Annotated in this window: 22 protein-coding genes and 1 riboswitch; of the genes, 17 read left to right on the top strand and 5 right to left on the bottom strand. The window is 37.0% G+C overall.

Annotation, left to right across the window (positions count from 1 at the left end; genetic code table 11):
- Positions 1-10: 10 nt before the first annotated feature.
- Entirely contained in the window at positions 11-1,552 is a 1,542-nt protein-coding gene (locus AC4GZ8_RS18275; protein ID WP_491083331.1) for a vanadium-dependent haloperoxidase, read from the bottom strand.
- Between the two features lie 308 nt (positions 1,553-1,860).
- Between AC4GZ8_RS18275 and AC4GZ8_RS18270 the strand changes: the two genes are divergently transcribed.
- From AC4GZ8_RS18270 to AC4GZ8_RS18240, 7 genes are all read left to right on the top strand, one after another.
- Positions 1,861-2,724, top strand: coding sequence for a DUF72 domain-containing protein (locus AC4GZ8_RS18270; RefSeq protein ID WP_491083330.1), 864 nt, complete (start codon positions 1,861-1,863; stop codon positions 2,722-2,724).
- Positions 2,725-2,778: 54 nt separating this feature from the next.
- Positions 2,779-4,182 (top strand): bifunctional metallophosphatase/5'-nucleotidase, encoded by a 1,404-nt coding sequence (locus AC4GZ8_RS18265; RefSeq protein ID WP_491083329.1) that lies wholly within the window; start codon positions 2,779-2,781, stop codon positions 4,180-4,182.
- 67 nt (positions 4,183-4,249) lie between these two features.
- Entirely contained in the window at positions 4,250-4,552 is a 303-nt protein-coding gene (locus AC4GZ8_RS18260) for a YunC family protein (protein ID WP_491083328.1), read from the top strand.
- A gap of 86 nt (positions 4,553-4,638) precedes the next feature.
- Complete coding sequence (gene yunB / locus AC4GZ8_RS18255) at positions 4,639-5,382, top strand: sporulation protein YunB (protein ID WP_491083327.1); 744 nt, start codon at positions 4,639-4,641, stop codon at positions 5,380-5,382.
- Between the two features lie 74 nt (positions 5,383-5,456).
- Positions 5,457-5,636, top strand: a riboswitch (Lysine riboswitch).
- Positions 5,637-5,749: 113 nt separating this feature from the next.
- A complete protein-coding gene (locus AC4GZ8_RS18250) occupies positions 5,750-7,303 on the top strand; it encodes a Na+/H+ antiporter NhaC family protein (protein WP_491083326.1) in 1,554 nt (517 codons plus the stop codon).
- A gap of 478 nt (positions 7,304-7,781) precedes the next feature.
- Positions 7,782-9,296 carry a sodium-dependent transporter gene (locus tag AC4GZ8_RS18245; protein ID WP_491083325.1) on the top strand — a complete coding sequence of 505 codons (1,515 nt, stop codon included), beginning with the start codon at positions 7,782-7,784 and terminating at the stop codon, positions 9,294-9,296.
- Positions 9,293-9,397 carry a methionine/alanine import family NSS transporter small subunit gene (locus tag AC4GZ8_RS18240; RefSeq protein WP_491083324.1) on the top strand — a complete coding sequence of 35 codons (105 nt, stop codon included), beginning with the start codon at positions 9,293-9,295 and terminating at the stop codon, positions 9,395-9,397. Before AC4GZ8_RS18245 ends, AC4GZ8_RS18240 begins: the two co-directional genes overlap by 4 nt.
- Positions 9,398-9,436: 39 nt before the next feature.
- Here AC4GZ8_RS18240 and AC4GZ8_RS18235 read toward each other — a convergent pair whose 3' ends face one another.
- A complete protein-coding gene (locus AC4GZ8_RS18235; protein WP_491083323.1) occupies positions 9,437-10,441 on the bottom strand; it encodes a M23 family metallopeptidase in 1,005 nt (334 codons plus the stop codon).
- A 299-nt stretch (positions 10,442-10,740) separates the two neighbouring features.
- Between AC4GZ8_RS18235 and lipA the strand changes: the two genes are divergently transcribed.
- Positions 10,741-11,637: a lipoyl synthase gene (lipA, locus tag AC4GZ8_RS18230; protein WP_491083322.1), complete on the top strand. Its 897-nt coding sequence runs from the start codon at positions 10,741-10,743 to the stop codon at positions 11,635-11,637.
- Positions 11,638-11,767: 130 nt separating this feature from the next.
- Here the strand turns inward: lipA and AC4GZ8_RS18225 are convergent, their stop codons facing one another.
- Positions 11,768-12,454 (bottom strand): YhcN/YlaJ family sporulation lipoprotein, encoded by a 687-nt coding sequence (locus AC4GZ8_RS18225; protein WP_491083321.1) that lies wholly within the window; start codon positions 12,452-12,454, stop codon positions 11,768-11,770.
- Between the two features lie 117 nt (positions 12,455-12,571).
- Between AC4GZ8_RS18225 and AC4GZ8_RS18220 the strand changes: the two genes are divergently transcribed.
- Complete coding sequence (locus AC4GZ8_RS18220) at positions 12,572-12,847, top strand: YutD family protein (protein ID WP_491083320.1); 276 nt, start codon at positions 12,572-12,574, stop codon at positions 12,845-12,847.
- 395 nt (positions 12,848-13,242) lie between these two features.
- On the opposite strand, the gene AC4GZ8_RS18215 is transcribed toward AC4GZ8_RS18220, so the two are convergent.
- Positions 13,243-13,509 (bottom strand): DUF3055 domain-containing protein, encoded by a 267-nt coding sequence (locus AC4GZ8_RS18215; protein WP_491083319.1) that lies wholly within the window; start codon positions 13,507-13,509, stop codon positions 13,243-13,245.
- A 179-nt stretch (positions 13,510-13,688) separates the two neighbouring features.
- On the opposite strand from AC4GZ8_RS18215, the gene AC4GZ8_RS18210 reads away from it, so the two are divergent.
- From AC4GZ8_RS18210 to AC4GZ8_RS18200, 3 genes are all read left to right on the top strand, one after another.
- The gene (locus AC4GZ8_RS18210; protein WP_491083318.1) at positions 13,689-14,996 is read left to right on the top strand and encodes an EAL domain-containing protein; all 1,308 of its coding nucleotides are present in this window, start codon (positions 13,689-13,691) and stop codon (positions 14,994-14,996) included.
- Between the two features lie 15 nt (positions 14,997-15,011).
- A complete protein-coding gene (locus AC4GZ8_RS18205; protein ID WP_491083317.1) occupies positions 15,012-15,458 on the top strand; it encodes a DUF86 domain-containing protein in 447 nt (148 codons plus the stop codon).
- Between the two features lie 381 nt (positions 15,459-15,839).
- A complete protein-coding gene (locus AC4GZ8_RS18200; RefSeq protein WP_491083316.1) occupies positions 15,840-16,616 on the top strand; it encodes a TIGR01457 family HAD-type hydrolase in 777 nt (258 codons plus the stop codon).
- Positions 16,617-16,934: 318 nt separating this feature from the next.
- Here the strand turns inward: AC4GZ8_RS18200 and AC4GZ8_RS18195 are convergent, their stop codons facing one another.
- The gene (locus AC4GZ8_RS18195) at positions 16,935-17,435 is read right to left on the bottom strand and encodes a phosphatidylglycerophosphatase A family protein (RefSeq protein ID WP_491083315.1); all 501 of its coding nucleotides are present in this window, start codon (positions 17,433-17,435) and stop codon (positions 16,935-16,937) included.
- Positions 17,436-17,701: 266 nt separating this feature from the next.
- Here AC4GZ8_RS18195 and yutH point away from each other — a divergent pair, with 266 nt between their 5' ends.
- From yutH to thrB, 5 genes are all read left to right on the top strand, one after another.
- Positions 17,702-18,712 (top strand): spore coat putative kinase YutH, encoded by a 1,011-nt coding sequence (gene yutH / locus AC4GZ8_RS18190; RefSeq protein WP_491083314.1) that lies wholly within the window; start codon positions 17,702-17,704, stop codon positions 18,710-18,712.
- Between the two features lie 122 nt (positions 18,713-18,834).
- A complete protein-coding gene (locus AC4GZ8_RS18185; protein ID WP_491083313.1) occupies positions 18,835-19,803 on the top strand; it encodes a 2-hydroxyacid dehydrogenase in 969 nt (322 codons plus the stop codon).
- Between the two features lie 173 nt (positions 19,804-19,976).
- On the top strand, positions 19,977-21,275 hold the full coding sequence (locus AC4GZ8_RS18180; protein ID WP_491083312.1) for a homoserine dehydrogenase: 1,299 nt from the start codon (positions 19,977-19,979) through the stop codon (positions 21,273-21,275).
- Positions 21,275-22,333, top strand: a complete 1,059-nt coding sequence (gene thrC, locus AC4GZ8_RS18175; RefSeq protein ID WP_491083311.1) for a threonine synthase — start codon at positions 21,275-21,277, stop codon at positions 22,331-22,333. Before AC4GZ8_RS18180 ends, thrC begins: the two co-directional genes overlap by 1 nt.
- Positions 22,330-23,250, top strand: coding sequence for a homoserine kinase (gene thrB / locus AC4GZ8_RS18170; RefSeq protein WP_491083310.1), 921 nt, complete (start codon positions 22,330-22,332; stop codon positions 23,248-23,250). The genes thrC and thrB overlap by 4 nt, the downstream gene beginning before the upstream one ends.
- Positions 23,251-23,273 lie beyond the last annotated feature (23 nt).

Genomic DNA, 23,273 nt, shown 5'->3' with positions numbered 1-23,273 from the left:
CTCTATTTTATTATATTGTAATGGTAGTACCATCAAATTTAGTAAGGGAATATCCACAAAAGTCTTCATTGTATGTTTTTCTATAGTCCTTAAGAATTTGGATGGCGACTGATTCTCCCATTTTTAATCCCTCGATTCCATCAGAACGCCAATGAACACCAGCTGTATTACGCCCAAGGGCGATATTTGAAGCAAGTTTATTTAATTCTCCACCAATGGTTAAAGGAGCACCTTTGTAAGGAAGTAAAGAAAGTCCATCTGGAGCTGCGACAACAGGTTTTGGAATAACAAATGTTTCGTTAAAAAATGCTTTTAGAACTGTAACACCTGCTCCAACAATGCAAGCGTGCCCTGCAGGATATGCAGGATGAGTAGGACAACCCTCAGGATAAGCCACTGGTAGCAAATAAGTGCCAAATTGATTAAAGACCTTCGAAACTACTTGTGAATCCAATAGATCTCTGTGGATAGGGTAATAGGCTTTTCCGGTTAAATGATTATGGACGCGCCCCCCAAATTCTTCTGGTCGAATTCTCCGATGGACTAAGAATTTTTGAAACCATGCAGCCTCAAGTGAAGCTCTAGCTACTTTTGTTACTAAATCTAGTATATGAGCAGCACCAAAAGTGACAAAGCCTCCCTCAGTTGCTGAAGATAAATATGGATTAGATGGTGAAGTTGCTTCTTTTCCCAAGCCTTGGAGAATCAAGCAAGCAGAAAGAGGAGATTGAAAAGTGAAATCTTGACGAACATATGCAGACAAATCACGGCCATTGCGAATATAGCGAGGTTCAGGATCAGTTATCGATGCTTTAGGAGGTTCTCCATTTTGAATGTTCAACCATTCATTATAGGATGTCATATGGTCAGATCCAGCTAGTGTAGTTCGATATTGCTGTGTGATTGTTTTTGCTCCAAAAGGAATGTCCAATAAAAGAAATTGCGAGATATATGGTCCAACAAGATCACCAGGTGTATCTCCACGGAATAAAGTTTCTGTTGTAACCTCACCAGCCATTTTTGGTCCACGAAAATCAGTAAGTCCTGATAATTCAGTTGCTGCCGCGATCATGAGAGGATGTATATCATATTCTTGAAAAGGTACATCACGGGTGATAGATTGCCAGTATACTTCTACCATTTCACCTGCATTCCATGTACTACTAAATGTTGGAGGTACTGCTATACTCATTTTGTGACAATCAGCTCCAATAAGATCAAACACATAGGCTCCCTGTGGATTCGCAAGTTTTACAACACCTCCCATAGGGATGGCATTGAAATCATCAACTTTACCAGAATTAAGTGCTTTTATAAAGCTTTTATACGAATTAATGTCCACTTCACCAAGTGTATTATGGGGTAATCCTTTTGAAAAGTTACCAATCTTGTTAGGAAACAAGCCTTCATCACCGTTACATTGGTGTTCTGCTAGATGAGTATTCATTTGGCTCATTGCTGTTCTATACCGAATATTAAATGCCTTCACATTACGCTGTTTTGCATTTAAAGGTCCAATGACACATTTTTTCTTGTCACTTTTTTTGCACATATTATCACCTATTTATGAAATATATTGAATACACAAGTCAAATACTTTGTGTCTTTAATTAACCAAGCAGTAACCGAGGATTTGTATTTCATCTTATGCAGGTTTATTGTAAAAGGACTGTGATAAAACGGTTTAAAAATAATTAGTAGGTCATATTAATGAGATATAATTACATCAGAAAAATATGACTTGAGGGGATTGACAATGGTGTTAATCCCATCTTTTCTTTTCTTTGAAATGTTCTATCTTTTCAAGTCATGGTATAGTATGGGTAGAAAACATAAAACTAGAACCCAGGGTGATTCTGAATGTCGACCATTCAAATAGGATTAACCGGTTGGGGAGATCATGATTCTCTCTACGATAACTCAAATACAACAAATAAATTACAAGAATATGCTGCTCATTTTCCTACTGTCGAAATAGATTCTTCTTTTTATGCGATTCAACCTGAGCGTAATATGGAAAAGTGGGTTAGAGACACACCGGAAAGCTTTCAATTTATTGCTAAGGCCTATCAGGGTATGACTGGCCATCTTCGTGGTGAGATCCCTTTTGATAGTAAAATTGAAATGTTCAATGCTTACATCAAGTCACTCGAACCGTTAAAAGCATCCAAAAAGCTTGCAATGGTATTGTTTCAATTTCCACCTTGGTTTTCATGCACGAAGGAGAATGTAGCTTATTTAAAATGGTGTCGAGAAAAAATGGGAGATACAGAGGTTGCGCTTGAATTTCGAAATCGTTCATGGTTTTCCCCGGCTTATTATGAAAAAACATTAAGGTTTATGGAGGATGAGAGATGGATTCATAGTATTGTCGATGAGCCGCAGGCCGGTGAAAGATCAATACCTACTGTTTTACATCCTACCAACCCTAAAAAGACGTTGATTCGTCTTCACGGTCGCAATGTACATGGCTGGAACAAACCTGCAAATGGTGATAATTGGCGTGATGTACGTTATTTATATCGTTATAATGAAAAAGAATTACAAGAGTGGCAAGAATATCTATCAAAAATCAGAAGCCATACAGAGATGATCTATATGCTTTTTAATAATAACTCTGGTGGTGACGCTGCAGAGAATGCAAAGATGATGATTCAATTACTAGGAATACATTATTCGGGACTTGCTGAAAAACAATTAAGCTTGTTTTCAGATGAAGACTAGGATAATCTTTGTATGGTCTCAAGTAGCTAGCATATGAAATAAGGAGAGAGGAATATGTTAGAGACAGTTCACCTTTATCATACGAACGATTTACATAGTCATTTTGAAAACTGGCCATCTATTGTACAGTTTCTCAAAACGAAAAAGGAACTCCATTACAAGAAACAAGAGCAAATGATCTTACTTGATATCGGTGATCATGCAGATCGATTTCATCCGATCACAGAGGCAACTAAAGGAAAAGCGAATGTTTACTTATTAAATCAATTACAGTATGATGCTGTGACAATTGGAAACAACGAAGGAATTACGTTTTCACACGAAGATCTCGATACACTCTATGAGCACGCACAGTTTCCAGTCATTCTTTCCAATTTGTATACAGAATTCGGAGAGAGGCCTAAATGGGTCGTTCCGTATCATATTTTAACTTTACATAATGGAACAAAGATGGCTTTGTTGGGTGTAACTGTTTTTTATGAGAAGTTCTATGAGTTGTTAGGATGGAGAGTAAAAGATCCTTTTCAAAGTTTAAAGGAAACAATTGAGCAGGTTAAGGACCAGGCTGATATCATTGTTCTGCTTTCACATTTAGGGATTAGTGATGATGAAGTAATTGCAAATGAGTTTCCTGATATTGATGTCATTATAGGGGGACATACACACCATGTGCTCCCAGAGGGAAAAGAAATCAATCAAACCCTTATAGCAGGTGCAGGAAAATATGGTCGATATATTGGTCATATATCCTTAACAGTCGATACGGAGGATAAAAGGATTATCGCTCAAAAAGCAACGTTGTATCCAATGGAACATGAAAAAGAGGTTTGTGAAGAAACCGTGCAATGGTTACAGCAAACTAGTATAAAAAGCGATCATATTCTCTCAGAAGTTATAGGTCAATCAACAGAAGATTTGTCACTTGATTGGTTTCATGACTCGACATTTCCAAAGCTCCTTGTTCAGGCGATCAAAGAATGGTGTGATGGCGAAGTGGGGATGGTGAATTCGGGAATCATATTAGAGCCTCTGCCGGAAGGTCCTATAACAAGAAAGGACCTCCACCGCATATGCCCGCATCCTATCAACCCATGTAAGGTTTTCCTAAAAGGAGATGTTCTAAAAGAAGTAATTGTTCAATCCAGAGAGGAAAAGATGGAACAATTGAAGTTAAAAGGATTAGGATTTCGAGGAAAAGTAATGGGTCGGATGGTATTTGATGGAATTGACGTACGTATGAAAGTATTAAACGATGGAAAAGAGCATGTAACAGATATCTTCATAAATGGTGAACAAATTGAATCGGATCGCATTTATGCAGTAGCTACAATTGATATGTTCACACTTGGACCGTTATATCCTGAAATCGGGCATGCAGATAAAAAAGTCTTTTATATGCCTGAGCTTTTGCGTGATCTTTTAGCTTGGAAATTAGGCGAGAATTCGATCCGTCAATAGGGCGAATATCTACACGTATCCTTTCTTGGTTCATAAAAATATAACAAGAAAGGAGTGTAAGGATACGATGGTCAATCTGACACCGATTGTCATTGATGGAAAACAGTTTACTGCTATAACGGTTGCATTGCCAAAAACAAACTTTATGGCAATTACAAGCGAAAAAGGATATATTATGTGCGGCGCTCTTGATGTCGCTTTATTAAATGAAAAGCTCAAAGATAGAGGAATTATTGCCGGGCGTGCTGTAGGGGTTCGTACGATCGAACAACTTCTTGAAGCGCCTTTAGAATCAGTCACTTATGAGGCTGAAAAGCTTGGGATTGTCGTAGGAACAAAAGGAAAAGATGCTTTACTTAAGATGGTCTAAAGCTGGTTTGCGAGAAAAATATAATAAAAATGAGCGTACATCCCTCCTTACATGCATACACATAGCTTGTAAAGGAGGGATTTATTTTGGCTAAATTTCGCGGTCGACGCCCGCGTAGGGGGCCTTTGCCTTTTCGGTATGTGTTATTGTTAACACTTGTGATTTTTACTATTTTAACGGCAGTAAGCTTTTGGTTTGTTCATAAGGAAGTTGAACCTACTTTAATGGATATAGCTAAAATGGAAGCAACGTCTGTTGCAACAACCATTATTCATGAAGCTGTTAAAGAAGAAACTGAAAGTAGAGCTGATATGAATGAATTAGTAAGTATAGATAGAGACAATGATGGAAAAGTTAGTACAATAAAATTTAACCAAGCTGCAGTAACTAGGGAATTAGATAAAATAACAGAGCGAATTACGACAAAATTAACTGAAATTGAGAAAAATAATTTTCATAGCAAAAATGGGAATAGTCAGGAGATGGAATTGGATGATGGCATTGTATATGCGATTCCGTTAGGACAAATAACTGGAAACTCTATATTAAGTACACTTGGACCAAATATCCCGGTAAGCTTTTATATGATTGGCGATGTACATACTGACATCAAGCGAAGCTTTGAGGAGTACGGAATAAACAGTGCTTTTCATGAAATTTCAATTGTTGTTGATGTTACTGTACAGGTTGTTATTCCTTTTTCAACTGAGCCAGCAACTATTACAAATACTATTCCGGTTATTAGTATTACTGAACATGGTGATGTTCCACAGTATTATAATAATGGAGGAGAAAGTTCACCTGCGATTGAATTACCAGAAGTTCCATAGTTGTCAGCACCTATTGAATCTGCTAAACTAGTGAAAGTGAAAATTATATATTGACCTTTCATCACCTTATCTCATGATGAGGTAGAGGCGCAAAAAACAAGAGTACTGTATGTGAGTAGGACATCGATGATCATACAGAAAAGGGTTTTTTGCCGAAGTAAATGTTAGCTAGTCAGGCTGCATTTGCTGGTATTACTTTAAATAAAGGTAATACTGTCATTATAGAAAATCTATAATGGAGGGCTACTGATCGAGATGGAGGATAACATAGCATTATTCTGAAGGAGTAATGATTGTTATTTTCTATTATTACTCTAAAATCAACGTCAGAGCCTTCCAATATTAAAAAGGGAGGCTTTTTTGCATCATGTCAGGCACTATTTTTTCTATTATTCCACCGATTATCGCCATTTTAATGGTTATTTTAACAAGAAGAGTTTTACTTTCTCTTGGAGTAGGAATTGTATCGGCAGCTTTAATTCTTAAGGATTTTTCCATAACAGGTTCGGGAATGGTGATTCTTGAGGCGATTAAAGCAATCTTTATTTCCGATGGTGAATTGAATACGTGGAATGTGTATATTATCCTTTTCTTACTTCTTTTAGGGATTATTACGGCACTTATTTCAATTTCAGGCGGAAGTGCTGCTTTTGGAGAATGGGCACAAAAACGTGTGAAAACTCGTGCAGGAGCACAATTAACAGCTGCATTTCTAGGAATTTTAATCTTTATTGATGATTATTTTAATGCACTCGCAGTTGGACAAGTAAGTCGTCCAATTACAGATCGCCAAAAAGTTTCACGTGCTAAGCTTGCTTATATTATTGACTCAACATCTGCACCAGTTTGTGTTGTTTCACCTGTATCCAGCTGGGGAGCTTATATTATCGCGATGATTGCGACAATCTTAACAACACATGGAGTGACTGAATATACTCCACTTGGTGCTTTTATGGCAATGGTCCCGATGAATTATTACGTATTCTCAGCCCTGATTTTAGTTTTTGCGGTTGCTGTATTCAACATTAATATCGGTTCAATGAAGGTTCATGAAAACCGTGCAATGGAGACAGGTGAGGTAGTCGATTCTTCAAAAGAAGCTCTTGGTGAAGTGAAAGAAGATTTACCAACTAGTGATAAAGGAACAGTGGGCAATTTAGTATGGCCAATCTTAGCTTTAATAGTAGGAACAGTTTCATCAATGTTGTTCACAGGCTACAATGCGATTGAAGATAAGGCAGATGTAACAATTTTAACAATATTTGAAAATACCGATGTATCTACATCACTTCTATACGGTGGTTTATTTGGAGTTGCTGTGACGGTCATCCTATTCTTAGCTAAAGGCATCCAGGCTAATTACCTGCCATTAGCTGTTAAAGAAGGAATAAAATCAATGCTTCCAGCTATCTATATTCTGCTATTTGCATGGGTTATTGTAGATTTGATTGGACAATTAAGCACTGGTGAATATCTAGCAGGAATCGTTGAAAAATCAAATTTAAATCTTGCTTATCTACCTGTTGTTATGTTTGTTTTAGGTGCATTCATGGCATTTGCAACAGGAACATCATGGGGAACGTTTGGTATCATGTTACCAATTGCAGCAGAGATTACAGCTGCAACAGATATTAGTATGTTACTCCCGGCAATGGCAGCTGTTCTAGCTGGTTCTGTTTTAGGAGACCATTGTTCACCTATTTCTGATACAACAATCCTATCCTCAACAGGAGCAGGTAGTCATCATATTGATCACGTTATGACACAATTACCATATGCACTAATTGGCGGAGGAATTGCAGCGATTGGTTATCTTGTTTTAGGCTTAACAGGAAGCAGTATTATCGGTTTTGTAAGTATCATTATCTTATTAATCGCATTTATTGTGATCTTTTCAAGAAAAACAAAAATAAATGGGTAAGGTGGAGGGGGCTATGCCCTCTCTTTTTATGTTATTGGAAGTATAAAATTCATAGAACAAACGTATGAGAAAACTAGGACTTCTGTCACTAGATCTTGGCAATATTCTAAGTTTCTTTTGTATTTATTATGAGTTCAATAGTAATTTAACTTCTAATAATGAAAAGGTTTAAATGAAAAATTACTTTTAATAAAAATATTTTTTTAAAAGGTATATCAGTTTTACACTTTTATGAGCTAAATAAATAAAGAAATGATTGATAATTAATAGGGTGTATAAACTATTTCCATATTCTATTTTAAACTATTTAAAATTTCTGAAAAAATCATCTTAAAATAGTATTTTTTCAAAATTTTTTGTAGACATAGGCATAAAGTCCATTTATACTATGTATAGATTATAATAAATAATCAGAATATTATATAATTTCTAATTGTTTCCACTTTTTGAAAAGAGAAACAAAAGAGGAGGAAAAACGATGGAAAATCGCCCACAGTGGGGGACTAGGGCAGGCTTTATTCTAGCAGCCATTGGTTCTGCAGTAGGTTTAGGGAATATTTGGAGATTTCCAGCAACAGCTTATGAAAATGGAGGAGGAGCATTCTTCATTCCGTATTTATTTGCACTTTTAACAGCTGGTATTCCTTTACTTGTTATGGAATTTACGATTGGTCATAAATATCGAGGCTCAGCTCCTATGTCACTAGGAAGAATGAGCAAGGGTTCTGAATGGATTGGTTGGTGGCAAGTTGCTATTTCATTTGTTATTTCAACCTATTACGCAGTGATTATTGCTTGGGCAATGTCGTATTCTGTGTTTTCATTTAATTTAAACTGGGGATCAGACACAGAAGGCTTCCTGTTTGGCGAATATTTAAATTTAGCTGAAACACCAGGGCAGTTTGGTGGGTTAGTACCAGGAGTATTATTACCTTTAGTCATTGTTTGGGTTGTGGCATTAGGTGTTCTTTTTGCAGGTGTAAAAAAAGGAATTGAAGTGGCGAACAAAATTTTTATACCGGCACTTGTTATTTTATTCGGTATTATTGTTATTCGTGCATTAACATTAGAAGGAGCTGCAGCAGGATTAGATGCATTCTTTAAACCTGACTGGAGTAAAATAGCCGATGGAAAAGTATGGGTAGCAGCATATGGTCAAATTTTCTTTAGTTTATCAATCGCTTTTGCTATTATGATTACTTATTCAAGCTACTTGCCGAAAAAATCTGATATCACAAACAACGCATTTATTACAGGCTTTAGTAACTCAGCTTTTGAATTATTAGCAGGTATTGGTGTGTTTAGTGCATTAGGCTTTATGGCAGCACAACAAGGTGTACCAGTTAGCGAAGTTGTTTCAGCTGGAGTAGGTTTAGCATTTGTTGTCTTCCCTCAAATTATTAATGAGTTTCCGGCACTAAATGGACTGTTCGGGTTCCTATTCTTTGGTTCATTAGTACTTGCGGGATTATCATCTTTAATTTCAATAGTAGAAACATTTGTGGCAGGAGTGCAAGAAAAATTTAAGGTATCTAGAACGAAAGCTGTTGCATTTGGTGGTGGCCTTTCTGCATTATTCTCCTTAATTTTTGCAACAAAAGGCGGTTTATATTTCCTTGACTCTGTAGATTACTTTATTAACCAGTTCGGTGTAGCAATGGCAGGTTTATTTGAAGTAATTGCTGTTGCATGGTTTGCAAAAGAGCTTAAGAATCTTCAATCACATGCAAATACAACGTCAGATATTCAAGTGGGAACTTGGTGGAGAATTTGTTTAGGTATTATTACACCAGTTGTTTTAGGTTACATGATGTTTGATAACCTTCGTAACAATTTAACTGCTCCGTACGGAGATTATCCTTTAGGTTTCCTATTTAACTGGGGATGGACAGTAGCAATTGGAGCGATGCTTGTGGGTGTTTTATTCACGGTTAAGCGTAATTCAGCTGACAATTCACTTTCGAAATCCAAGAAGGGGGTATCACAGTCATGAGTGGAAGCGCAATTGCAATGATGATTATAGGCATGGTCATTATTTGGGGCGGTATGGCAGCAAGTATTACCAATGCTGTGGTAAAAGCAAAACGAAAATAAAATAATAAAAAGAAGGCTGATACTTTGGTATTCAGCCTTCTATTTTTTTCTTCGCCTTTCTGCTCGATCTGCTCGTTCCCATGATTTTAAATGTGGAAATGGATCAAATGACCACTCAGTTCGACCATTATCTTTGTATAATCCATAATGTAAATGTGGTGGGAATTTTCCTGCAGTTCCTGGAGGACCATATCCCGAGCTTCCTACTGACCCAATTAACTGACCGGGTTCAACAATTTGTCCAACTTTAAGGCCATCTGCAAAACCATTAAGGTGAGCAAAATAATGATAGGTGTTGTCAATATCACGAATTCCAACTCTCCAGCCGCCAAACCTGTTCCAGCCCTTCATTTCGACTACACCATAACAGGTGGACTTGACAGGTACTCCGTAATTTGCAAAAATATCTGTTCCTTCATGTATTCTCCGACCACCCCAGCCACGAGCATCACCCCAAGTGTTTTTATAGCTGAAATTATGACCTAGAGGTACAGGAAAAGTATGTTTGTCTAAATCAAGCCGGCCAAAATGTTTATACAATTTCATATGACCTAATATAATTCCAACTGACATATCACGTTGGTAATAATCCCATAAACCAATTTTTAAGTTCTCTAAATCAGAACCGTAAGACTGTAAATAATGGGCCATTGAGTATAGAACATCTTCGTCGTTTTTTGGATCGGCAATATTGTCACCATTGCCATCTTCCCCAATTCCGCCAAATAGTCCAATACTTGCTGGATTTTTATCATTTGGGTTTGGGTTTAAGGGACCAGCCCATACCTCTGGTTTTATATAAATTTCAATGGATCCTTCAGCTTTTGGAATATCCTTTCTCGAGTGACGGACATTTCTTTCATATTGATCAATAGCAGCCAAAACATACCAAGGGATAGATGTGACGGTTTCAACCTTTCTATATAAGCTCATTAGCTTTTCGTTTTCTTTTTGTTGATCTGTCTTTTCAGCTCCGAAGACATTAGTCTGGACCGAAAGTTGAATCACCATAAAGATGATGATAAGTGATACCACTTTTTTCACTGTAATGAGCTCCTTTCCTTTCTTTCTTTCTTTCTTTGGTGATAGTCGCAGCTCGTTATTGGTTAGCATGGGAATAGTCAGGCAATACTTTCAATAAGCCGGATTATGAATCAGTACACATATCAAAGGTTCTTTTTATAGTTTGGTTTTCAATTTCTATTTCATTAATAGAAAATGTTAGAAATTACATACAGGCCTTTTTCTTGTCCCGCACCTAACCTTGTGATAAAGTTGTAAACGGATATAATAAAGTTTTTGTGAGTTTAGTTTATATAGAATACATATTGGAGTTGAATCTGATGGCGAAGAAAGAAGAATATTTACGTAAGCCAGAATGGTTGAAAATAAAACTTAATACGAACGAAAATTATACAGATTTAAAGAAATTAATGAGAGAGAAAAATCTTCACACCGTTTGTGAAGAAGCTAAGTGCCCGAATATTCATGAATGCTGGGCAGTACGTCGAACAGCAACATTTATGATTTTAGGTGCAGTTTGTACACGTGCATGCCGTTTCTGTGCCGTTAAAACAGGCCTTCCAACAGAGCTTGATTTAGCAGAACCAGAACGCGTAGCAGATTCTGTTGCTTTAATGAATCTAAAGCATGCTGTTGTAACAGCTGTAGCACGCGATGATTTAAAAGACGGCGGAGCAAAGGTATTTGCTGAAACGGTTCGTGCAATTCGCCGTAAAAGCCCATTTACAACAATTGAAGTACTTCCTTCTGATATGGGTGGTGTTTATGAGAACTTAAAAATTCTTATGGACGCAAAGCCTGACATTTTAAATCATAATATCGAAACAGTTCGTGAGCTTACACCAAGAGTTCGCGCACGTGCAAAATATGATCGATCACTGGAATTCTTAAAGCGTGCAAAAGAAATGCAGCCTGAAATTCCAACAAAATCCAGTCTTATGATCGGTTTAGGCGAAACAAAAGAGCAGATCATTGAAACAATGGATGATTTAAGAGCAAATGATGTTGATATCATGACTATTGGACAATACTTACAGCCAACGAAGAAGCACTTAAAAGTTCAAAAATACTATCATCCGGATGAATTTGCAGAGCTACGTGAAATTGCGCTAAGCAAAGGTTTCAGTCATTGTGAAGCAGGTCCGCTTGTTCGTTCTTCATACCACGCAGACGAACAGGTTAACGCGGCATCAAAACAAAAACAAGCTCAGGCTTAATAAACAAGGGAGAGAAATGATTTTCTCTTCCTTTTTTATTAAGGTTATCAGTCGTTTTGCTAAAAAATCAACGAATAGATATAAAAAAGCGAACCACCCAAAGGGCAGTTCACATGATGAAATGACATATCTATTGCATTTTCTCTTTTTCAAACCGGACTTTTTCGAAATCATCCTTCATATCGTCATCAATATCCTCATTTACTTCGCCGTAACCTTCACCATTTGCATTTTCTCCTTTATTGAGAGTACGCCCTTGAGGAGATTCGAGCATTTTGTGAATCGTATCAGTTAAAATTTCATCAATGTCACGGCTTGTTGAATCAAGTGGACTAAACGATTGAATTTGTTGAATCATATTCGGATTATCTGAAACATACACGTGATAATAACGTGGAACGACAGATAAGGCTGTCTTTTTGACTTGGTCTGCTGTTTCGGTACGGTCCTTTGAGTCTGTATCATAGGCCACTAATACCTCTTCATCTGTTACCAATGTAGCGACATCATTTACATTCGGAAGCTGTACGCTAAGACTGCTAATCGTATTAGCAACTTGCTCACGGTTCATTCCAGGAGTTGGTGTGTAGGCCACATCTTGAGGAACTCCGCTCTTTTGGTGTCGAACAAACCCAAAGCTTGAACCTTTGTCATTTGCGTTAGGAGCACCTTCTTCATTAAATAGATCAGTGCGATCACTAACATTAATGGTGTTTCCATTTTCATGCATTAAAGATGTATCTTCTTCGGCACCATATTGACATGCAGTTAATAATGACAAACCTAATACAGTGGTCGCTAATTTTGTTTTTATCAACAGTAACACCTCCTCGTTTTTATCGTTTCCAAAGTGAAAGGAAAATTTCATAGCAATTGATGGTTGGGATTGTTTCGATTATGATAAGAATAGTGAATATGGATGAGGTGAAAAATCATGATTACGGTTCAAAATCAATTCTTTGAATTAATCAAAGAAGAAAAAGATGGATTTAATGAAGAGGCATTTAAAGAAAGATATAGTGAAATTTTAAATAAATATGATTTTATTGTGGGAGATTGGGGATACAATCAGTTAAGGTTAAGAGGGTTTTTTGATGATCAAAACCAAAAAGCTACCTATGATACAAAGATAAGTACTCTTGAGGAGTACATTTTTGAGTATTGTAATTTTGGCTGTGCTTATTTTGTCCTTAAAAAAATTAAGAAGTGAATATAGACAAACAGTCTAGACCCCCTTAAACGACGTATAAGGGGGTCTTTTTTTCGTCAGGAAATTATAAGATTCTTGTACTTGTGGATAATTGCGCGGTATCCAGCTCCAAAGCACAGGGTCGCGATTATAGACTGCCTCTAGGATCTAGCCACAAATGAATTGAAGACAAAGAACACCAAGGACGTCTTCTATTCATTTGCGTCTTATTTGCCCGAGGCTATTCAAGGAGCTTGCGCTTTTGTTCAAAGGTAAGAAAGGATAAAAGTTTGTACTTAGTTTTAGTGTCTTGCTCCAGGCGCCATCGGCTCTAGGGTCTAGTCAAATAGGAATTGAAGGTAAAAAGCACCTTCTATTCCTATTCGCCTTATGCTTGTCGCCTTGCGCTTTTCTTATTAGACGATCTCATATAAAAAATCACGAAGTTCCTCTGCATCTTCTCCATTTAATTGATAGGCATGCTCTAAATAGCCTGGTTCCTTTAGGTCATCTTCTCCGATAATAGCAAATCGATTACTTTGAATATCCAGTACAAGGTGTTTCCCATAATATCGATCACTTTGAATAATCGCTAAATCAAATCGTTGATTTTCCCCCATAAAGCTTACAAAACGGGTCTTTGTTTCAACGGTATCATCATATAGAAAAAAACGTTCAGACATGAAATCTCTCCTTCATATTAAAGCTAAAGCTCTATAGCATTAATGTTATCATAACAAATACTAACCTAAGGATAAATCATAGAGGGATGATAAAATTTTCCTGGAAATTAGTCGAATGAAAGAAAAATATGATAAAATATGACGTATGTATAGGTTAATGCCAGAAGGGTTGAGTACATATGATGAGCGGGTTTTGTGATAAACATATAGCAAGGTTGAAAAAGTGGAGAAAACTATTTGTACATCAAAATAAACTAAGATATTATCCGCCGAAATTTGTACTAAGAGACCCTATATTAGAATGTGTCTATCAAGCCATGTCACATGGACATCAAGTAGTGGTTGTTGTTATTACAATTTCAAACCTGCGTGAATTTGCCCAGCAATTTGAACCGGTACAATTAAATGATTATAAACAAGAATTTAGGGAAGGGTTTAAGGAGATTCTTGAGCATTCCTCATTCCATAAAGATCTTCTAGTTGTCCATGATCATTATAGTGAAGGCATTACCATCTTTTTTAAAATTAATGATGATAAGCAAAGCGTTGTTCATATTGAAAATTTGATTAGAATTCTTGTTCCAAAATTGGAAAGATATATGTTTACAAAATATCCATATTTTAAGCAGACTTTCGAAGTTGGATATATGTTTATTGAAAGAGCTCATTCAACTACTCAAGAAGCATTATATACAGCTCAGCAACAAGCTGTAGCTATGGCAGAAAAACGAATACAATCCCGATATATTGAAACACTACTTGAAATGCGGGATATTATTCAAAAACGTGATATTACATTGTTAGCCCAGCCAATCGTTGATTTATCAAATAATCAAATTAAAGCATGGGAGTTCTTAACAAGGGGACCAAAAGGAACAGCACTTGAAAATCCGCTTCAATTATTTTCTCTCGCTAGACAATCAAATTTGATTTATGATCTAGAGCTGTTAGTCTTGGAAAAAGCGTTTCATCTAATTGATTCGGTAGGCTGCTTAGATGATGTGTTTCTCAATTTTACCCCTATCACGTTAGGAAATAAGCGGTTTACCGCAGGGCTTGAAAAGCTGTTAACACAATATCCTGATATTGATCCGAAAAAGATGATTTTTGAAGTAACAGAAAGAGATTCTATCGAGGGCTTAAATTTCTTTCACGACAATATAAACCAACTACGCAAAAGAGGATTTCGAATTGCTGTGGATGATACAGGTGCAGGTTACTCAAGCTTACATACAATTAGTGAAATTCTACCTGACATCATCAAGATTGACCGTTCCGTTATCAAAGATATTGACACAAGCAAGGTAAAGGAATCGATGCTAAAAGGTCTTATTTTAATTGCACGTGAAACAGGTTCTCTCATAGTGGCAGAAGGAATAGAGAAGAAGGAAGAGGCAGATGTTCTGAAGAGAAATCAGGTTGATTTAGCACAGGGGTATTTTTATGCTAAGCCTGGTAATATGGAAAAAGAACGTGTTGCTTTATAATAGGAAGGTGATATTTTGTACTTTGTTGATCGGGAACAAATTGAAGCTAAGCTAAACTTTCTAGACAAAAAGATCAAACAGTTTGAAAATCAAACTTCTTGGAGCAGTGAAATTGCAAAAGCGGCTCTAGAAAGAATTTGTCATATGTTTATTGAAACGATCATTGATGTTGGCAATGCAATGATTGATGGATTTATTATGAGAGATCCAGGAAGCTATGAGGATATTATTGACATTCTTTTAGATGAAAAAGTGGTCAATGTAGAAAACTCTAAGGATTTAAAGCAAATTATTATGCTTAGGAAAAAATTAGTTCAAGACTATCTTGAGGTAAATCATCAGGAACTAGTCACAACTATATCCTCTCATAAACAAGGCTTGGTTAGTTTTACATATGATGTAAGAACCTACATTGAAAATGAGTTAGGTCCAGTATCTGCTTTCAAGCCACTAAACAAATAAGTGCTTGAATTAGGATGACGATGATGTCATCCTCTTTTCTATTGTAAGATCAGAAAGTATAGAATATTGCTTATAGTATTGGTGTCTGCTCAAGCGTCTTAATGCCTGTCTAGCTGATCAGGGCGCTTGGGCTTTACTTAATGAAAATGGTTGTTTTTGCAAAGATTGTTGCTTTTACATACTATTTAACTCTATAGTGGAATGGAGCCTAAGACACTCGACTCCTGCGGGAGAAGAGGAATGGACGAGACCCCGCAGGTGAAGAACGGAAAGCGAGTGTCTGGAGCACAGTAGAACGAACTAATTTTCACCTTTAACACTTCATTAAAACAACAAAGTATGCGAAAACAGCCTTCTTAACAAGACAGGAGGGAAATCTAATTGAAAACTTATGCGGGTTACCTTATAGATTTAGATGGTACAATGTATCGAGGAACAGAGCGGATTGAAGATGCAAGCCGGTTTGTCCATTTTTTAGTAGAGAAAAATATTCCATATTTATTCGTTACAAATAATTCATCACAAACTCCTGAACTGGTAGCAAAGAAACTAAATGAGTTTGATATTCAAGCAACCGAAGATCGAGTGTTCACAACCAGTCAGGCGACAGCCAACTTTATAGCTCAACAAAAAGCAAATGCTTCTGTATATATGATAGGTGAAGAGGGGTTAGAACTAGCGCTTCAATCGAGCGGGCTTGAGCTTGTAGAAGAAAATCCCGACTTTGTTGTTACAGGGATAGATCGAAATATTTCATATGAAAAGCTTGCAAAAGCATGTATTTCCGTTAGAAATGGGGCGACATTTATCTCCACAAATGCCGATATTGCTATTCCGACAGAAAGAGGTCTGCTACCAGGGAATGGTGCTTTAACCTCTGTTGTAGCAGTTTCTACCAATACAAAGCCGATTTTCATCGGAAAGCCTGAGAAAATCATTGTTGAACAAGCCTTACAAGTCCTTGGAGTTGACCCCAACAAAGTAATCATGGTTGGAGATAATTATGATACTGATATAAAAGCTGGTATGAACTGTGGGTTAGATACATTGCTCGTTCATACAGGTGTTACCACAAGAGAACACTTAAAGAGCTATGAGCAACAACCAACATTTTCAGTAGACTCGCTAAATGACTATTTAAACTTAATACATTTATAAAAAATGAAAGCCATTTAGACGGCGATTAGCAGCTTCTAATCAGTCTAAATGGCTTTCATTAAAGGTATAAGAAAGTACAAAATTTTGTACTTAGTGTTAGTGTCTAGCTCCAGCGTCTATCGCCTATCAAACTTCAGATCATCCTTGCACTTTTCTTATGGTCTAGGAAATTATAAATGGATAAGCGCGCGGCACCCAGCTCCAGCGCCTAGCCCCTCGAGGTCATAAGACGCAAATGAATTGAAGACAAAGAACGTCTTCTATTCATTTGCGTCTTATGCTTGTCGGAGCTGTTCAAGGCGCTTGCGCTTTTGTTCCTCATTCAACATTTTTAGCACGATGGGCAAGTCTGCTTGAAGCAGCCGCAGCAATTGCCCCGACAATATCATCTAGAAATGTATGACATTTTCCTTGTGATTTATCATTAAGTGATTGTAAAATACCAGGCTTCATCTTATCGATGTACCCATAATTAGTGAAGCCGATTGATCCATATATATTGACAATAGAAAAAGCTAAAATTTCATCTACACCATATAAGCTTTCATCAGTAGCTATAATGGATTGTAAAGGTTCCTCTAATTGTCCCTTTTCAGATAGTATATCAAACTGTATTCCAGTAAGAATGGCGTTTTGAACTTCTCTTTTCGTTAAGACTCTCTCTACATTTTCAATGCAATCGTCCATAGATAAATCAGGATGATATTTTTCTTGAAGAAAATAAACGAGGTCTGCTATATCTTCTATTGTTACTCCGCGTTTGACTAACCAATCTCTAGCTGTTTTTTCAACAATATCCATTTTTTTATTGTTTTTCATCTTGATCACCCAATTCTTTTAATTTGCATATGGTGTATTCATTCATTGTATGATGTTGTTTACATATATATTCATGCAATCATCAAACAATGACTTTAACCATTCTTAACGAAATCAGGGCTTGTTAATCGTGTAACATATAAATTTGGAAACTTGCCCCTTATCTATTACTTCTCTATAAAATCACAACTCCCTTCCTCAATTAATCATAAAGTTTAGAAAAGATGATTACGATAGAATAGGGAATGAAAATACTGGGGGGAAATGTGGTGAAAAAAACAATTCAAGAGGAATATGGAATTAAGGTAACAGATATCGTAAAAATTGGGAGATATGATTCATTTCGTTTGCATCAAACTCAATTTATTATTGTGCCCGTTTCGCATTTAGAAGAAGAGGAATTATTTGAAATATATCAATTAAGTCAATTCATGATTGAAAAAAGGGAGCCGTATGTAGCAAGTATTGTTTTAACAAAAAGAAATCATTTGTTTTTTGAAGAAAATCACACTAAACATGTATTAATGAAATGCTCTGCTTATACGGAAGGGCGCTCAACACAACCTGGAAGGGATCTTGCCCGGTTCCACGCTAAAGCAAGATTATATCCTTATCAAGTCACAAAAACTCAACGTATCGGTCAGTGGAAGGTGTTATGGGAGAAACGGTTAGATCAACTTGAAATGTTTTGGCGAGGAAAAGTACAAACGCAACCACTTACTCCATTTGAAAAAATGTTTGTGGAATCTTTTCCTTATTATCTAGGTTTAGCAGAAAATGCGATTCAATATTTAGTCGACACGGAACTTGATGAAGAGCCACATCCAATTGATTCAGGAACCATCTGCCATCAAAGGTTTCATTCAACAACATGGAATCCATCAATGATGATAAAATCCCCAGTTGATTGGGTATTTGACCACGGTAGTCGTGATTTAGCGGAGTATATGAGACATCTATATTTCGAAAAACAAGAGCAGTTAAAGCTGGAAGGTTTTCAATTTCTAGAAGAGTATGACCGAACAACCCCCTTATCTCCTTTTTCTTGGCGATTAATTTATAGTCGATTATTGTTTCCTATTCACTATTTTGAATGTGTTGAAGAATACTATTTATCACCCGAAGATGTAAAACCATTATTTGAAGAAAAGCTGAGCCTTATTCTGAAAGATTCCGGGCATTATGAATCTTTTTTAAGAGCATATGCCAGTATGCTTTCGATGAAGACGAAAAGAATATTGCTTCCCAACATTGAGTGGCTAACAGCAACCCCATAAAAGATCAGTTAAAAGAATCCTTCCAAGGTTGATTGGCGGGATTCTTTTTATTGTTAAAAACCAATATCTAACAGCTTATGATAAAATAAAGATAGCTTTACAATAATAAAAGAGGTGAGAAAATGACAAGACCATACATCTATATAACGAGAAAATTGTCAGAAGAACAGCTAAAGCCATTATATGAAATTGCTGATGTTGAAATGTGGCCAGAAGAGGAAACGCCTTGTCCGCGGGAGATCTTACTTGAAAAGGCTGAAAAGGCATCTGGTTTACTAACAATGCTATCAGATTCTATTGATAAGGAGTTACTAGACAAAGCAAAACAGTTAAAGGTTGTAGCGAATCTAGCAGTGGGATTTGATAACATTGATGTTCAATATGCGAACGCAAAAGGGATTGTTGTGTGTAATACCCCTGATATTTTAACTGACACAACAGCTGATTTAACATTTGGATTATTACTTGCTACAGCACGACGATTAATAGAGGCATCTGATTTTGTGAAACAAAATCAATGGAAAAGCTGGGGACCTCTTCTACTAGCGGGACATGATGTTCATCATAAAACAATTGGAATTGTTGGGATGGGAAAAATAGGACAGGCTGTTGCGAAGCGTGCTACTGGGTTTGAAATGAAGATTCTTTATCATAATCGTTCAAGGAAAGAAAAGGCAGAAACGACATTAGGTGCCATTTACTGTCCATTTGATGAATTGCTTGCAGCTTCGGATTTTATTGTCTGCTTAGCCCCTTTAACTAAAGAAACAAAGGAACTTTTTAATAAAGATGCATTTAAAAAAATGAAAGACTCAGCTATTTTTATTAATGCGAGTCGAGGTGCAGTTGTGAATGAAGATGATCTTTATGATGCACTTGTGAATGGTGAAATTGCCGGAGCAGGCCTTGATGTCTTCTTGAAAGAGCCGATTGGAGCCGATCATCCTCTTATTGGATTACATAATGTTGTGGCACTCCCGCATATCGGAAGTGCGAGCTATGAAACTAGGTACTCCATGATGAATCTTTGTGCAGTCAATATAACAGCTGTTTTAAATGGTGATGAACCAAAAACAAAGGTTATCGTTTAATAAAAAAGGCATGATTTGAATCATTTTTCTTCATGAAAACGTTTTAATTTAAAAAACTGAAAATTCACCCTTGTAAAACAGTTCTAAGCATTTTATAATGACAAGTATATTATTAGTGTCTTTTATGAGAGTACAGTTGTACTTTAGAGATATACAAGAAGGAGTGGAGAAGTGTGGAGGCAATTCATGTTGGACTTTTAGGTCTTGGTACGGTTGGTAGTGGTGTTGTTAAAATTATCGAAGACCATCAAGATAAACTTATGCATCAAGTAGGATGTCCTGTGAAAGTAAAGAAAGTAGTTGTTAAAAATTTAGATAAGGATCGTCAAGTTCATATCGATAAAGAACTTCTTTCAACAAATGTGGAGGATGTTATTTCAAATCCGGATATCGATGTAGTTATTGAAGTAATGGGTGGCGTGGAAGAAACACGTAAGCATTTAATTGAAGCATTAAAAGCGAAAAAACATGTTGTAACAGCAAATAAAGATCTGATGGCTGTGTACGGAACAGAATTATTATCGATTGCAACAGAGAACGGCTGTGATCTGTTTTATGAAGCAAGTGTTGCAGGCGGAATTCCAATTTTACGTAGTTTAGTAGATGGATTAGCATCTGATCGGATTACAAAAATGATGGGAATTGTGAACGGAACAACTAACTTTATCTTAACTAAAATGTCCAAATTCGGAAGTGCCTATGATGAGGTTCTAAAAGAAGCACAGGATTTAGGTTATGCTGAAGCAGACCCTACATCAGATGTGGAAGGCTTAGATGCGGCAAGAAAAATGGCCATCCTAGCGAGACTTGGTTTTTCTATGCATGTTGATTTAGAAGATGTCAATGTAAAAGGGATTTCAAGTGTAACAGATGACGATATTAGCTATAGTAAACGCCTTGGCTATACTATGAAACTTATTGGAATCGCTGAGCGTGAGAATGGAAAAATAGAGGTATCCGTTGAACCGACATTATTACCTGAAACTCATCCGTTAGCATCAGTAAATGATGAGTACAATGCGGTGTATGTGTATGGTGAAGCTGTTGGTGAAACAATGTTTTATGGTCCTGGAGCAGGAAGTTTGCCAACTGCAACGGCGGTTGTGTCTGATTTAGTTGGTGTAATGAAAAACATGAGGCTTGATGTAAATGGTCGACATGCGGTAGCACCTCAATTTGAAAAGCAACTAAAGAGCACCGAGCATATTTACGCTCAACACTTTTTAAGAATTAGTGCAAAAGACCAAGTTGGAGCTTTTTCAAATATTACCTCACTATTCTCTGAAAGAGGCGTAAGCTTTGAGAAGATTCTGCAGCTGCCAATTAAAAACAGCAATCTTGCTGAAATTGTCATTGTTACACATAAGGCTGCACAAAGTGACTTTGAAGAAATTTTACAGCTCCTTAATGATTTAGACGTAGTGGAAGAAGTAAAAAGTACGTATCGTGTAGAAGGGAACGGATTAGTATGATGTGGAAAGGTTTAATTCAAGAATTTGCAGAGTTTTTACCTGTTACAGATAAAACACCTAAATTAACACTTCAAGAAGGAAATACACCCCTTATCCATATGCCTAAGCTTTCAGAAAAGCTAGGTGTGGAGCTTTATGTCAAAACAGAGGGAACTAACCCTACTGGTTCATTTAAAGACCGTGGAATGGTTATGGCAGTTGCTAAAGCAAAAGAAGAAGGCAGTGATACAGTTATTTGTGCTTCTACAGGAAACACTTCTGCAGCAGCAGCAGCTTATGCAGCAAGAGCAAATATGAAATGTATCGTTCTTATTCCTGATGGGAAAATTGCCTTCGGCAAATTAGCACAAGCGGTTATGTACGGAGCAGAAATTTATGCGATTCAAGGAAACTTCGACCATGCCCTAACAATGGTTCGTAATATCAGCAAGAAGTTACCAATCACATTAGTAAACTCTGTTAACCCATACAGAATTGAAGGTCAGAAAACAGCCGCATTTGAAGTGTGTGAGCAATTAGGCAGTGCTCCGGATTATCTTGCGATTCCAGTTGGAAATGCAGGGAATATTACAGCTTACTGGAAGGGTTTCAAGGAATACAATGAGAAAAAACAAACAGGCTTACCGAAAATTCACGGCTTCCAAGCAGAAGGGGCAGCAGCAATCGTTCGTGGCGAACCAATTGCAAATCCAGAAACAGTAGCAACTGCGATTCGTATTGGAAATCCAGCTAGCTGGGAAACTGCTGTAAAAGCGAAGGAAGAATCAAATGGCCGAATTGATTCTGTAACTGACGAGGAAATCCTTGAAGCATATCAATTAATTGCTCGTGAAGAAGGTGTGTTTGCTGAGCCGGGTTCATGTGCATCAATTGCAGGTCTTATTAAGCATCGCAAATTAGGCCTTATTGCAGAAGGCAGCAAGGTAGTGGCTGTTTTAACTGGAAACGGATTAAAAGATCCTAACACAGCGATTGATGTTTCTGAAATTAAGCCGATCGTCCTTCCAAATGATGAAGAAGCATTCTTACAGCAATTAAGTGGAGTACCAGTACAATGATTGAAGGGGACATGTTAAGAATTATCGTTCCGGGAAGTACTGCTAATTTAGGTCCTGGCTTTGATTCTGTTGGTCTAGCTCTTGGTAAGTATTTAACACTTGAAATACAAAAAGCGGACAATTTGCTTTTTATTCCAATGACTGAGCATGTAAAGAATCTCCCAACAAATGAAAATAACCTAATTGCTAAAGTGGCCATTCAAGTTGCAAAGACATACAATCAGACCCTTCCTCCATGTGAAGTAAAGGTGTGGAGTGATATTCCAATGGCGAGAGGAATTGGCAGCAGTGCCGCAGCAATTATTGCAGGAATTGAGCTCGCCAATCAGCTCTGTCAGCTGCAAATGACTGATGAAGAAAAGCTTCGAATTGCAAGTCTTGAAGAGGGACACCCCGACAATGTTGGAGCATCTCTATATGGCGGTTTAGTTATCGGATTACACCAAGAAGGAAAAACAGACTTGGTTTGTGTGAAGGATGTTGATGTAGATACAGTTGTTGTGATTCCGAAATATGAGGTTTTCACAAGTGATGCAAGGAATGTTCTTCCACAGGAACTATCCTATAAAAAAGCTGTTGAAGCAAGTGCGATTAGCAATATGCTAGTAGCTGGACTTTTAACAAATAATTGGAAACTAGTTGGAGAGATGATGGGGAAGGATTTATTCCATCAACCATATCGTGGCAAGCTAATTCCTGAGATTCAAGCTGTACAAGAAAAAATTCAACATTTAGGAGCCTATGGCTCAGCATTAAGTGGTGCAGGCCCAACCGTCATTTGTTTCACTGAAAAAGGGAAGGGAAATGTCCTTGCGGAAGCACTTGCTAATGATTTTAAAAATTGTAATGTTGAGTGTTTAGATATAGATGTAGTAGGCTGTCGAGTAGAGCAGGTACAAGAAATAAAGAGTCTATAGTGGGAAAGGGTTCGGAGTTAGAT

Source organism: Metabacillus sp. RB-C-LZQ-3-1 (assembly GCF_058315175.1).
This window is presented reverse-complemented; position numbering and strand designations above follow the sequence as displayed.